The following is a 13102-nucleotide window of genomic DNA, read 5'->3' as shown; positions in this document are numbered from 1 at the left end:
TCGACACCGACCAACACGACACCCAGCAGGCCGACCCGAACCCGATCGCCGCCTAACATCAAACCGGATCCCGCGATGGCCGTCTCTTACACCACTCGCGCGGACGCGACCGCGTGGCGCAGCATCGCCACAACGAGGTCGAGTTGGGTACGCACTGGGGCGACGACGGCCGCGGAGCCGATTGTGTCCTCAAGCTGTCGTTGGCCGGCGAGCAGGTGGCTCAGCGCATCGACGGCTGCGGTGTCGACCCTGCGGGGGCATGCGGCGATGTAGTCCAGGCGCTCCTCGTCAAGTAGCGGAGTGTCCTGGACGAGCGCGGCGAGCGTTCCACCGGCGTCGAGGGCGGCGTCGAGCCGGCCGGCGAGGTCGACACTGGGTCGCTTGTGGCCGGTCTCCAGCTCATGCAGCAAGCTCTTTCCCTGGTAGACCTGGCTGGCGAGTTGCCGTAGCGACAGGCCGCGCTCGTGGCGCAACCGGGCGAGTTCGGCGGGGAAGCGCGGGTCGACGGCGGTACGGATGCGAGCGGGCATGGTGCCCTCCGTGTGGATCGTGGCCGGCCCTCTGCACAGGACCGGTCCATACGTCACCGTACGACTCCACTACGTACGGTGCTAGCCGGATCCGACGCCCTCTCTTGCCTGGGTGCCTGCCCTGTGCGAGGCAGAGTGGGGCCGAGACTGCATACTCCGACTGGTGCTTCCCGCGTACGTGGGAGTGACCCGGCCCTCCGGCGCCACGCAAGGTGGGCAGCGACTGTCCTTCGTCGTTCACCATCGCCACTGGCAGCCGGTGGATCTGGACGGGGTGACGCTGATCCGCCGTCCTAGCGAGCCGGTGTGCAATCCGGCGGCGCCGGGTGGACGGTGACCAAACGCCGTCGGTTCGGCTGGCGAGGCGGGACCGCGTAGAGTGGGGGTAGGCGATCCAAAGTGAATGAAAACGGCGTTGTTGATCTTTGGCGCCCCAGGTCAACAAGTCTGCTCCCCGCGCACGCGGGGGTGATCCCCGCGCGGAACAGCACCGGCTGTACCTCGGCGACTGCTCCCCGCGCACGCGGGGGTGATCCCAGGGCGGTGCGCCCCGTGGTGGCGTCGAACATCTGCTCCCCGCGCACGCGGGGGTGATCCTTCCTGGCCACCCGGCAGCGTCACCGGCGTGGTCTGCTCCCCGCGCACGCGGGGGTGATCCCTGGTACGTGTCGCTCACGGATCCGACGATGAACTGCTCCCCGCGCACGCGGGGGTGATCCTCGGAACCCGAGGCTTAACCCACGAGACGCGGCCTGCTCCCCGCGCACGCGGGGGTGATCCCGGGCACGGCGTCACCTATCACCGGGACTATTACTGCTCCCCGCGCACGCGGGGGTGATCCCGGTGACCTCGTCAACGACACGGTAGCGGCGCCCTGCTCCCCGCGCACGCGGGGGTGATCCCCAAGCGACGGTGAGCACCTGGGCGGCGGGGCGCTGCTCCCCGCGCACGCGGGGGTGATCCTTGGCGCAACGGATCACTACGCCTCCTCGGTCACTGCTCCCCGCGCACGCGGGGGTGATCCGGCCGCCGGCCGTGAGGGCATCCGCGCCGCGAGCTGCTCCCCGCGCACGCGGGGGTGATCCCGAGGACAACGCCCACGACCTGCGGCGGGCCAACTGCTCCCCGCGCACGCGGGGGTGATCCCGAGGACAACGCCCACGACCTGCGGCGGGCCAACTGCTCCCCGCGCACGCGGGGGTGATCCCTGATGCGCGTCATCTCGCTCGACCTGTCGACCCTGCTCCCCGCGCACGCGGGGGGGGGATCCCGACGACGGAGGGCCCATGCACCGCCAGCGCCGCTGCTCCCCGCGCACGCGGGGGTGATCCCGCAGCCACCGTCCCACTACGGACAGCAGCCACCTGCTCCCCGCGCACGCGGGGGTGATCCTGAGCGTCGTCCGCTGGGATGATCCGTACGTCACTGCTCCCCGCGCACGCGGGGGTGATCCGACGGCGCCGGTGTACTTCGGGTTGCTGGTGCCCTGCTCCCCGCGCACGCGGAGGTGATCCCGACATCATCAGCGTGCAGCTCTGCTACCGAGCCTGCTCCCCGCGCACGCGGGGGTGATCCGTCCCGAGAAGGGCGGTCAGGCGGCATGACCCTGCTCCCCGCGCACGCGGGGGTGATCCCGCGGCATGAGCGAGATCCGCTGCTACGCCTGGCTGCTCCCCGCGCACGCGGGGGTGATCCTGCCGTTCTACTTCCACCCTGACGCAGAGATGACTGCTCCCCGCGCACGCGGGGGTGATCCACGTTGCGATACTGCCGGGTGACAGTCCAGAACCTGCTCCCCGCGCACGCGGGGGTGATCCCGCTGCGACCGCGATGAGCACGGCGACCGGTCCCTGCTCCCCGCGCACGCGGGGGTGATCCCATCAACAGCGCCACGCTCTACCGCATCGAGACCTGCTCCCCGCGCACGCGAGGGTGATCCGGCGTGGCCGGGGAGGCCGTTGGTTTCGGCGTCGTGCTCCCCGCGCACCCGGGGGTGATCCCCGTTTGAGCCAGTCCACGGCCCGGGAGTCGATGTGCTCCCCGCGCACGCGGGGGTGATCCGGATTCCCCGGACTGGACCGGCCGGACCGGTCTGTGCTCCCCGCGCACGCAGGGGTGATCCCGCCCCGGTCCGGACCGCCCGGGCCAGCATCTCGTGCTCCCCTCGCACGCGGGGGTGATCCGATGATCGCCGCGTCCCGCCGGTCGAGGAACGTGTGCTCCCCGCGCACGCGGGGGTGATCCGGCGTACCCGATCTACGACTGGAAGACCTCCGAGTGGCGGGGGTGATCCGACGCCCGTCACGTCGGCCACCGCTGGCGGGACGTGCTCCCGCGCACGCGGGGGTGATCCCCGGCGGTCCGCCCGGATGTCCATCGTCCGGTGGTGCTCCCCGCGCACGCGGGGGTGATCCCCGGACCACGCTGCGCGTGGTGCCGTCGGACAGGTGCTCCCCGCGCACGCGGGGGTGATCCCGCCAACCCGATCCTGTCCGAGGCCGGGCACCTCTGCTCCCGCGCACGCGGGGATGATCCTGCGGTCCTTGCTCCAGAACCAGCGCCACGAGTCTGCTCCCCGCACACGCGGGGGTGATCCGGAAACCGTGGGCGGTTCCGGCGCGGATTCGATTTGCTCCCCGCGTACACGGAGGCTCAGCCATCCGTCCCTGCTGTGAAACGACATGATCCCCAGTTCCGTGCCGGAGGTCATGCCGCTACCGGGTGTGGACCCCGGGCACCCCCCGAGTCCGGGGTCCACACGTCTGGCCACGCGAGCGGGATGATCTAGTAGCGGCCGATGTAGTGGTAGTTGGCGTTCAGGCTTCCTGGCGCGGTCCTGACCGGGGCGAGTGCGTCGAACGGTGCCACGTCCAGGTCCCGGATCACCTCGGTGAGGTCGCCGTTGACGGTCGGCACGTTGAGCACGCCCGGGGCGTCGCCCTTTTCCACCCAGTCCATCAGCGGCTGGAGGAACTCCGGTACGCCGACCTCCGAGGGAGTGTCGCTCGGTTCCGGCCCGAACAGGCAGTGGTAGCCGGCCGGGATCAGATACAACCGGGTGTACGCCTCGGCGCCGCCGCGCTGCTGGACCGCTCGGTAGTAGTCCAGCGTGGAGAACGGTGGGATGAACGGGTCGGCCCAGCCGTGGTACATGATCAGTTTGCCGCCGTGCGCCCGGAACGCCGACAGGTCGGGGTTGTTCGCGTTGTACAGGACGTCGCCGACCCGGTTGAGCCGCTCGTACGTGGCCCTGGTGAACCGTACGTCGGTGAGCCGGAACCCGTCGGGCAGCACGGTCGGGTAGCCGAGGTACTTCAGGTAGTTGAGGGCGATCCGGCCCGCGTTGCCGTCCAGCGGTGACCCGGACCGGACCACGAACAGGTCGACCCAGCCGAGTTCGGATCCGTACGGCATCCCCCCGTTGTAGAGGCCGTGCGGTCCCCGGTAGAACGCCACCACCGCTGCCACCTGGGCCGGGGTCAGGCAGGTCGGCCGGTCCACCCCGGGCGGGCAGCGCAGCGACGCGGGCTGGAAGCCGCACCGCCGGGGGTCCTGGATGACGTCGCCGCAGGTCCGGACCACGGCGTTGTGCAGGGCCGGGATCTTCTCCGGGCCGAGGATCTGCCGGCCGTGCGCGTCGGTGTTGCGGACCGCGACCCAGGCTTCCAGCAGCGCCAGCGGCGCCTCGTTGCTGGCCGGGGCGCCGGCCAGGATGCCGTCGAAGTCGGCCGGGAACCGCTGGGCCAGGTTGAGCCCCTGCCGGCCGCCGGTGGAGCAGCCGTCGAAGTACCGGAAGGCCGGCCCGTGCCCGTAGTACGCGGTCATCAGCGCGTCCGACGCCAGCCGTAGCCGGTGTTCGGAGGTCAACCCGAACTCGACCCGGGCCCGGGGGTCCGCACCCCAGGTGGCCGGTTGCGCGCCCTCGGGGTCGCCGGTGTGCCCGGTGTCGTCGCCGGCCACCACGAGCGTCTTTGCCCGCGCCGCCGGGCAGGTGAACCCGAACAGCGGGAACGTCAGATCCGGTACGGCACCACACAGGCCGCTGCACCCCTGCTGGACGTACTGGCCGGTCCAGCCGCTGACCGGCAGCTTGACGGTGAACTTGGTGGCCGGCGCCAGCACGCCGTGGACCTGGCAGTAGCCGTCGGCGGTGACGGCCGAGGTGATCGTCGCCTGCGGGACGTGCGCGGTGGTGAGCCCCGCGCAGTTGAGCGGGGCCGGGTCGGCGGCGTTGGCGGCGCTCGCCGCACCGCCCAGGGTCAGCGCGACCGCGACCAGCGCGGTCAGTGGTTTCCGTAGCATCGTGCTCCCTCCATCATCGAGGGACACTAATGAGCCACGGTGCTGCGGCGGATCGGTCCACGGACGGGACTTGACCTCATCCTCCAGACGGAGAAGCGGCCGCAGCCGGCTACTTGGACCGGTCGCCGCCCGCCGGGCCGAGCCGCCCGCCGTGCGGGGGCGGGGCGTCGGTCGTGCAGCTCAGGGGTACGCCGGTGGAGACCAGCCGCTCGACGGATCCGGGAGCGCCGTGCGTGACGGCCAGTTGGGCCTGGTTCAGGTAGCCGATGAACAGTTGCTTCCCGGCCGGCATGGCCGACGGGGTGAAGACGATGGTGACCTTGCCGTCCGCTTCCCGCTCACCCTTCATGACGCGGTCGACGCCGGGCCCGACGCCACTCGGGTCGAGCGCCGGATCGTCCTGCGGCCCCCGGCAGAACTCGCCGACCTTGATCAGCACCGGGAAACCGGCCTGGCGCAGCGCCGCCTCCAGGCCCGCGTGGTCCTCGAAGTACCGCTGTTTGTCCCAGGTCACCCGCACGGTCCCGTCCGGCCGGCTGTCCACCGTGTACGCCACGGTCCGGATGTGGACCCCGCCGGCCATGGCGTCGCCGTCCGTCGCGGGCGGCGGGGCCGAGGTGGGGTACGCCGCGACGCCGAGCGAGAGCCCGGTGAGCGCCATCGCGCCGGCCGCCACGCCCGTGACGCGGCGTCGCCGCAGGCGGGTACGTCCGGCCGCCACCACCTGTTCGACCGGCGTACCCATGGTGACCTCGCCCATCGATCCGCGCAGCGCGTCGAACACGCCCGTCTCGTCCCTGTTGTCGATCATGATCAACCCATTCTGCTCGGTTTGGTGACAAAGTGGCCGCGTAGCGTCGCGACCGCTCGCGACAGGTGGGCGGTGACCGTTCCCGGTGCCATCCCGAGGGCCCTGGCGGTGTCCCTCGTGTCGAGATCGAGGAATACCCGGAACACGATCACCTCCCGCTGCCGCTGGGGCAGTTGACGCAGCGCCGCCAGCAGCGTGGAGTCCAGTCCGGGCGTACCGGTGTCGGTGTCCTCGACGTCGTAGCCGGCGTCGAGCCCGACCTCCCGGCGTCGCCGACGCCACCACGAGACCCGGATGTTCAGTGCGGTACGCACGACCCACCCGCTCGGCGCCGGATGCCGGCTCACCTTTCGCCACGCCATCCAGGCCTGGGTGAACGCCTCAGCCACCAGGTCCTCGGCCAGTTGCCGATCACCCACGCAGGCCAGTACGGCCCGCAGGCATCTGTCCCGGTCGGACCGGTAGAACTCGGTGAACTCCAGTTGCCCCACACCCTGTACTCGCTCTGGAGCCCCGATCCGCTTACCGCACCGCCACATTCGTCCAGCCAACCGACGTCGCTCGCGCGCAGGCGTCGTGGGCGATCGTGGATGATTGGCGCCCCTGGGAGGGCAGCAGGAATCCACGATCACCCGGTACCGACGGCCTCCACGTCGTGGTGGCCACCGGTCAGCTGGTAGATCCCGGCGGCGGGAGGTCGACCAGGCGGCGCAGCAGGGCGGTGATCTGGGCGCGTTCGGTCGAGGTGAATCCGCGGAGCAGTTCGTCCTGCGCGGCGTCAACGAGGGCGTCCAACTCCTGCATCCGCCGGGCACCGGCGGTCGTGATCTGGACGACGTTGCGGCGCCGGTCCGCCGGGTCCGGCTCCCGCCGGAGCAGTCCGTCGGCCGCCATCCCGTTCAGGGTGGTGACGGCGTCGCCCCGATCGATGCCGAGTCGACGGCACAGCTCCGCCTGACTGACTCCACCGAACTCGTCGAGCGCGGCGAGGATGCTGTACCGCATCCGATCACCGGGCTGCTCCAGGTGTCGGCTGATCACCCGGTTGGACCGGGCCGCCCCGTGATGGAGCAGCCAGGAGGCCAGCCGGCGCAGCCGGGCCGGTGGCGCCCCCGGGGTCAGTGTCCGGTCACTCACCCGACCAGTGTAGCTAAACGTTGGAGTTCCAATGATTGCTTGGTTATCGTTGGCGATCCAACGATTTTCTGTTCGGGGGAGCCGTGATGAGGGTGCGCAGCGGGACCGTCGGGGTGGCCACCGGCGCTGGCCGGGCCCCGACCGTGGGGGTGCCCGCGTCGGTGTGGTGGATCGCGGTCGTCCTCGCCTCCGGCTCGGTGATGACCGGCCTGGACACCTCACTGGTCAACGTCGGTATCGAGATCGTCGGTGAGCGGCTGGACGCCTCGCTCACCGAGACACAGTGGATCAACAGTGGCTACCTGCTGGCCCTCGCCGCGGCCCTGCCGGTCTGCGGTTGGCTCAGCCGATGGTTGGGGGCGGGCCGGCTCTGGCTCTGGGCGCTGGGCGGCTTCACCCTCACCTCCGCGTTCTGCGCACTCGCCCAGAACGCTGGCATGCTCATCTTCGCCCGGGTGCTCCAGGGGCTGGCCGGCGGCCTGCTCATCCCGGCCGGGATGACCATCCTCGGTCAGGTCGCGGGCCGCGAGCGGATGGGCCGGGTGATCGCCGTCTCCAGCGTGCCAGGCATCCTGGCCCCGGCCTTCGGGCCAGTCATCGGCGCACTGCTGATCGACAACTTCTCCTGGAACTGGATGTTCCTGATCAACGTGCCGATCGGCGTGGTGGGGCTGCTGGTGGCCCTGCGGGCCGTCCCGCGCGGCGACGCCGGGCGGGCCGGCCGTCTCGACGTACCGGCCCTGCTCCTGGTCACTCTCGGGTTACCGCTGCTCACCTACGCCGTCACCGGTGCGGTGGACCGGCCCGAACCGCTCACGCCGTCGGTGCTGGTGACGCTGGTGGTCGCGCTGCTCGCGCTGGCCCTCTTCGTCCGCCGGTCGCTGCGGGCCGACGAGCCGCTGATGGACCTGCGCCTGACCCGCGACCCGGTCTACCGGGCGGCGGCCAGTACGATCTTCTTCTCCAGCGCGGCACTGTTCAGCGGGCTGATCGTGATGCCGCTGTACTTCCAACTCGGCATGGGGCGGGGCATCGTCGACACCGGACTGCTGCTGATGGCGTTCAGCCTCGGCGCCGCCGTGACCTTTCCCGTCGCCGGTCGGCTGACCGACATCCACGGCGGTGGCGTGGTCACCCTGGTCGGGCTCGTGGTCGCCGTCGCCGGCACGATCCCGATGGCCCTCCTGCCGTCCGACCCGAACCTCGTGCTCGTCGAGTCCCTCCAGGTGGTCCGGGGCGTCGGCCTGGCACTGGCCGGGTCGCCCGTCGTCTCCGCCGCACTGGCCCGGGTGCGATCCCAACAGCTGCCGGACGCCAGCGCACAGGTGAACATCCTGTCCAGGGTCGGTGGTGCCGTCGGGAGCGCACTCTGCGTGGTGGCGCTCTCCGACGCGCTGGCCGGAGCCCGGTCGGCGACCGAGGTCGCCGCGGCGTTCCGGACCAGTTTCTGGTGGCTGACCGGCATGGCGGCGGTCGCCCTCCTCCTCGCCACCTGGCTCACCTGGGCGCAGCGAGGCGCCCGGCGGGCGGACGCGGACTGACGACCGGAGGCGCCGCGTCAAACGCGGACTGACGAGCGGGGCGTCGCGTCAAACTCCGACCGGCACCGGCACCGGCACCGGCACCGGCACCGGCACCGGCACCGGCACCGGCACCGGCACCGGTGCCGGTGGGCGGTGGGCGGTCTGCGTTCGGTGGCGTCAGGCCGCCACGTTCACCGCGTGCCCGACCAGCCGGGCGTCGGTGACCGCCGACAACATGGCGGCGGCCAGGTCCGCCCGGCGCATTGTCCAGGCGCGCGGCAGCGGCGCGTCGATGGCAGCCCGCCAGACGCCGGTGGCCGGACCGTCGCGCAGGTACGGCGGACGGAACACGGTCCAGTCCCGGTCGCTGGCCGCCAGGATGGCCTCCATCCGGCGCATGTCGCCGTAGGCTCCGCCGAAGAACCGGTGCAGCAGGGGATTGACCAGTCCGCGGTGCAGCGCGTCCTGCTGGGCGGCGGGGGCGATCGGCAGCGCGGTGATGGCGACCAACCGGCGGACGCCGGGGTCCCGCATGGCGGCCAGGATCGCGGCGGCCCCCGACGAGTACACCTGGGTGGGTTCGCCGGCCTGCGCGGAGCCGAGCGCGGAGAGCACGGCGTCGGCACCGTCCAGCGCCGGCGGCAGCGACGCCGGGTCGAGGACGTCCGCGACGACTGTCCGTAGCCGTGGGTGGGCCGGGCCGGGCCATTTCCGGCGGGCGACGGCGGTCACCCGGTGACCCGCGCCCAGAGCCTGCTTCACCAGGAGGACACCGGTCCCTCCGGTCGCGCCGAACACGGTCAACCGCATGCTGATCACTCCTTCGGATCGGGGCGTGGGGTGGCGGTGCCGACCAACTCCGGGTACCACGCGGGCGCTTCGGTCAGGTCGTCCGGGAAGGCGGCGCCGGGGCGGCAACCGGTCGCCGCCCAGACGCGGTCCGAGGCGTACCAGTGGTCCATGGAGATCATGTCGAGGTGCCGGCGGCGCACGCCGGGTGGGAGGGGCAACCCGTCGAGCCGGGCCGCCGGTACGTCGCCGCTGGGCAGCGGTGTTCCGAGTTGCCGGGCCAGCGCCTCGCCGGCGGCCCGGACGGTGACCGGGACGGGATGGTTGGTGTGGTAGACGGTTTCGGGCGGGGACGGCATGGCGACCAGCGCGACGATCAACCGGGCCAGGTCGGACACGCCGATCATCGACAGCCTGGCGCGGCCCCCGTCGATCCAACCCGGCAGGGTGCCCAGCAGCGCCACCAGGGTGGGCACGAACCACCGGTCACCGGGACCGTAGACGAGGTGGGGACGAAGCACGCAACCGCCGTGGGCTCGGACCTCCCGCTCGGCGGCTGCCCGGCTGGCGCTGGCCGGGGAGATCGGGGCTGGGGCCCGGGCCCCCTCCGGCAGTCCGCGGTGCGGGCCGGTGCCGTAGACGGCGGCCGTGCTGACGTAGAGGACGTGCCGGACGCCGGCCCGGGCCGCCTCGCGGAGCAGGTTGCGGGTGCCGAGCCGGTTGACCTGCTCGCAGCGCCCGGGATCGGCGCCGACGTAGGAGGCGGCATGGACGACCGCGTCGACGCCGTCGCAGGCGCCCCGCAGCGACCCGGGGTCGGTCAGATCACCCTGAAAGCTCGATGTCGGACCGTCATCCGGGAAGCTCCATGTCGGACCGGCGGACCGGGCCGCTGGCCACGGGCCGCGCCCAGGCGCCGCGCGGGCCGGCTCGGCCGCGCGGACCAACCGACGGATCTCCACCGCGCCGGCCCGGGTCAGGGCACGCTGCACCGCGGAGCCGATGAACCCGGTGGCGCCGGTGAGGAGTACCCGGTGGTTCATGCCGTTCACCATGGTGTTTCCCGCCGAATAGGGGATTGCGAGCGAGGCAGCCGTCCGAGAAGATACCGTACGGCCGGTTTATTGGGAGGGGGTGCAGATGGCGAAGCAAGCGCGTGCCGAACTGACCAGGACCACGATCATCAAGGCCGCCGCCGATCTCTTCGACCGCTACGGGTACGGCGCCACCAGTCTTGCCGACATCATCGCCCACGCCGGGGTGACCAAGGGCTCACTGTACTTTCACTTCTCGTCCAAAGAGGCCCTGGCACACGCCGTCGTACAGGAGCAGCACGCCATCTGGACCGAGCACGCCCGGTCCTTCGTGGACAAGGATCCGGCGCTCGACGCGCTGATCGGGATGTCGTTCAGCCTCTCCGTTCAGCTCATCGAGCATCCACTGATCCGCGGGGGCATCCGGCTGACTCTGGAGCACGGGACCTTCCAGCGCCCCCTGCCCGATCCGTACCTCGACTGGATCCTGATCGTCACCAGCCTGCTCGAACGGGCGGTGGCCGAGCGTGACGTCCGGACGACAGTGGAACTGGAACGGGTCGCCAAGTTCATCGTGAGCTCCTTCACCGGGCTGCAACTGGTCGCCCAGGTCCTCAACGAGCGGCGCGGTCTCCTCGACCGCATGGTGGACCTCTGGCAGATCGTCCTGCCCGGACTGGTGCTGCCCAAGCGGCTGCACTACTACCTGGGTTACGTGGCCAGCGCCCGGAAGGAACTCGACGGCGACTGAGCCGGTCAGCGGGACAGTGTCACCTCGCCATGCACGGCGACGGTGCCGTTCTGCACACAGCGGACGCTGACGACCTCCCGGTCGGGGGTGGCGGTGACGGAGTCCACCCTCAGCGTGCACTCCCGGTCCAGTTCCAGAAAGGCGGGAAAGGCGGCGTCGACGCCGACCACCACGGCGCCCGGCCGGCCGACGGTGGCCAGGGCGACCTGCCGGATCGCCTCGATGGCCAGCATGCCGGGCACGTGGTCCAGGGGATGGTCGAAGAGGACCGGGTGATCCAGGGGGATCCGTAGTCGACGGACGCCGTCCGGGTCGGGTGGGCCGATCACCACGTCGGCGGTGCGTTGGCGGCCGACCGAGGCGGGATCCGCCGGGGTCACCAGCGGCGGTGTTCCCACCGTCCGGGTCGAGCCGCCCCAGCGCACCCGCTGGTACGTCGTCGGCGGGACGCAGCGCAGCCACCCCTGGCCCCCGCCGAGCAGGTCGTCTCCGTGTCGCAGGGTGACGTCGATCCGCATCCCGCCGATGCTGCGCGCCCGGCGCAGGACCTCGGTGGCCTTGATGGCGACGATCAGGTCGAGCGGCTCGCCCGTCTCGCGCAGGCGTTCCGGTACGCAGTGGAAGAGCAACCGCCGCATGAGGAAGGCGGGCCCCTGGGGTACGCCGTAACCGACGTGCGCCAGCAGGACCCCCGACTGGCGGATCGTCTCGGCGGTCAGCAGCGGGTCGAACCGGCCGCCCCGGACGTCGTACAACAGGTGGTCCCGCGGCCATTGCGCGGCGACGGTGAAACTGTCCGCTCCGGTCTGCCGCCAGTCGGTGAGCAGGACCGCGGTGACGGCTGCCCGGTGGACGAGATGGCGACTGACTGTCGAGTCGTAGGAGAGTTTCATTGGCTCGCGCCCGTGTGCTCGCGACGCCGTCCAGAAGATGAGCAGGTCATGGCCAGACCCCCGTCCTCGGCTGCCAGACCAAAAGATACCAATCAAGCTGCTTTCGGCAGTGTGACTATCGTCACTGAGGCATTCATACCCATCCCTCTCTCTGGGTGAATTGCCGGTCTTGATATGTTTTATTGCCCGGGATCTATATCTCTTATGCCGCATGCATCGTCTTTCGGACATGTCGTGGAGTGATCGACAGTTAACGCAAAGGGTTTGACGAAACGGGTCGGTCGGTTTTCTTATGGAAGTTGCCGGGGCTGCCGGTCTCGTCCCGCCCGACGGACCCGCCGGGCGGGACGACCGCAGCGCGCCGCGCCGGGAGGTGGCTGCGGTCAACGCCGCCGGTCAGCGCGGACCGCCGACGCCCTGGCACGGTCGAGGAGCGCGTCGGCTCGCCGCCCGGCAGGTCGCTGTGTGGTCCAGCGGGGCCGGTCCCGACCACCGACATTCCGTTTCGAGCACCCAGGGGTCCGAATGCATGTACTTGCGGTTGAGGACGACGGTTTCGCGGCGGAGCAGCTGGCGAGCTGTGCGCGCCGACTGGGCTATCGCGCCACGTCGGTGCAGACCGGCAGGGAGGCACTCTCCTCATTCGACGGCAGCGACCTGGTCCTGCTTGATCTCGACCTGCCCGACATCGACGGGCTCGACGTCTGCCGGGGGATCCGCGCCGCGGGCGACACACCGGTGATCGCCTTCACCAGTGGCGGCAGCGAGGCCGACCGGGTGCTCGGGCTCCAGGCCGGCGCGGACGACTGCATGGGCAAGCCCTACGGCCTGCGGGAACTGGCCGCCCGGATGGAGGCGCTGCTGCGCCGGACCGGCCCGGCCCGGGACGGCGGCGGCGTGCTGCGGCGCGGGGCGCTGGGGATCGATCCGGCGCTGCGGCAGGTCACCATGGGTCGACGGCCGGTCCCGCTCACCCGCAAGGAGTTCGACCTGCTCTACCTGCTCGCCTCCAATCCCGACCGGGTGTTCACCCGGGAGGAGCTGATGGCGCGGGTCTGGCAGGACGGTGGCGCCGTGGCCCGGCGATCCTCGCGGGCCAGCCGGACCCTCGACACCCATGTCGGCACGCTGCGCCAGAAGATCGGATCAGGCGGCTGGATCATCACCGTACGCGGCGTCGGCTTCCGGCTCGGCCCGGGCGAGACCTCCACCCTCGCCTCCTGACCGGCTGCCCGGGCGCAGCGACCGCGCGAAATACCCCCGACAACCGGATCGGGTGGTCGTCGAATCGTCGGTCGATTGCGGATCGCGCGGTTGGGGAAGCACGGAATC

General features: G+C 71.3%; 11 protein-coding genes and 1 CRISPR repeat array. Of the genes, 3 read left to right on the top strand and 8 right to left on the bottom strand.

Annotation, left to right across the window (positions count from 1 at the left end; genetic code table 11):
- Positions 1-86: 86 nt before the first annotated feature.
- The 5 genes from ACXN5W_RS24310 to ACXN5W_RS24290 form a co-directional block, all read right to left on the bottom strand.
- Positions 87-587 carry a helix-turn-helix domain-containing protein gene (locus tag ACXN5W_RS24310; protein WP_473160678.1) on the bottom strand — a complete coding sequence of 167 codons (501 nt, stop codon included), beginning with the start codon at positions 585-587 and terminating at the stop codon, positions 87-89.
- 390 nt (positions 588-977) lie between these two features.
- A CRISPR array of direct repeats spans positions 978-2774; the repeat unit is 28 nt; unit sequence CTGCTCCCCGCGCACGCGGGGGTGATCC.
- 540 nt (positions 2775-3314) lie between these two features.
- Positions 3315-4832: a tannase/feruloyl esterase family alpha/beta hydrolase gene (locus ACXN5W_RS24305; protein WP_473160677.1), complete on the bottom strand. Its 1518-nt coding sequence runs from the start codon at positions 4830-4832 to the stop codon at positions 3315-3317.
- A gap of 109 nt (positions 4833-4941) precedes the next feature.
- A complete protein-coding gene (locus ACXN5W_RS24300) occupies positions 4942-5643 on the bottom strand; it encodes a hypothetical protein (RefSeq protein WP_473160676.1) in 702 nt (233 codons plus the stop codon).
- Positions 5644-5645: 2 nt separating this feature from the next.
- Entirely contained in the window at positions 5646-6134 is a 489-nt protein-coding gene (locus ACXN5W_RS24295; RefSeq protein WP_473160675.1) for a sigma-70 family RNA polymerase sigma factor, read from the bottom strand.
- A gap of 178 nt (positions 6135-6312) precedes the next feature.
- On the bottom strand, positions 6313-6780 hold the full coding sequence (locus ACXN5W_RS24290; RefSeq protein WP_473160674.1) for a MarR family winged helix-turn-helix transcriptional regulator: 468 nt from the start codon (positions 6778-6780) through the stop codon (positions 6313-6315).
- Positions 6781-6866: 86 nt separating this feature from the next.
- On the opposite strand from ACXN5W_RS24290, the gene ACXN5W_RS24285 reads away from it, so the two are divergent.
- Positions 6867-8321: a DHA2 family efflux MFS transporter permease subunit gene (locus ACXN5W_RS24285; RefSeq protein ID WP_473160673.1), complete on the top strand. Its 1455-nt coding sequence runs from the start codon at positions 6867-6869 to the stop codon at positions 8319-8321.
- 159 nt (positions 8322-8480) lie between these two features.
- On the opposite strand, the gene ACXN5W_RS24280 is transcribed toward ACXN5W_RS24285, so the two are convergent.
- Entirely contained in the window at positions 8481-9113 is a 633-nt protein-coding gene (locus tag ACXN5W_RS24280; protein ID WP_473160672.1) for an NAD(P)-dependent oxidoreductase, read from the bottom strand.
- A gap of 5 nt (positions 9114-9118) precedes the next feature.
- Positions 9119-10135 carry an NAD-dependent epimerase/dehydratase family protein gene (locus ACXN5W_RS24275; protein WP_473160671.1) on the bottom strand — a complete coding sequence of 339 codons (1017 nt, stop codon included), beginning with the start codon at positions 10133-10135 and terminating at the stop codon, positions 9119-9121.
- A gap of 97 nt (positions 10136-10232) precedes the next feature.
- Here ACXN5W_RS24275 and ACXN5W_RS24270 point away from each other — a divergent pair, with 97 nt between their 5' ends.
- A complete protein-coding gene (locus ACXN5W_RS24270; RefSeq protein ID WP_473160670.1) occupies positions 10233-10877 on the top strand; it encodes a ScbR family autoregulator-binding transcription factor in 645 nt (214 codons plus the stop codon).
- Between the two features lie 5 nt (positions 10878-10882).
- Here ACXN5W_RS24270 and ACXN5W_RS24265 read toward each other — a convergent pair whose 3' ends face one another.
- Entirely contained in the window at positions 10883-11770 is an 888-nt protein-coding gene (locus ACXN5W_RS24265) for a ScbA/BarX family gamma-butyrolactone biosynthesis protein (RefSeq protein ID WP_473160669.1), read from the bottom strand.
- Between the two features lie 525 nt (positions 11771-12295).
- Between ACXN5W_RS24265 and ACXN5W_RS24260 the strand changes: the two genes are divergently transcribed.
- Positions 12296-12994 carry a response regulator transcription factor gene (locus ACXN5W_RS24260; RefSeq protein ID WP_473160668.1) on the top strand — a complete coding sequence of 233 codons (699 nt, stop codon included), beginning with the start codon at positions 12296-12298 and terminating at the stop codon, positions 12992-12994.
- The last annotated feature ends 108 nt before the right edge of the window (positions 12995-13102 follow it).

Source organism: Plantactinospora sp. A48, from assembly GCF_055793945.1.
The sequence above is the reverse complement of the archived record's forward strand: the minus strand, read 5'-3'. Positions and strand labels throughout refer to the sequence as shown.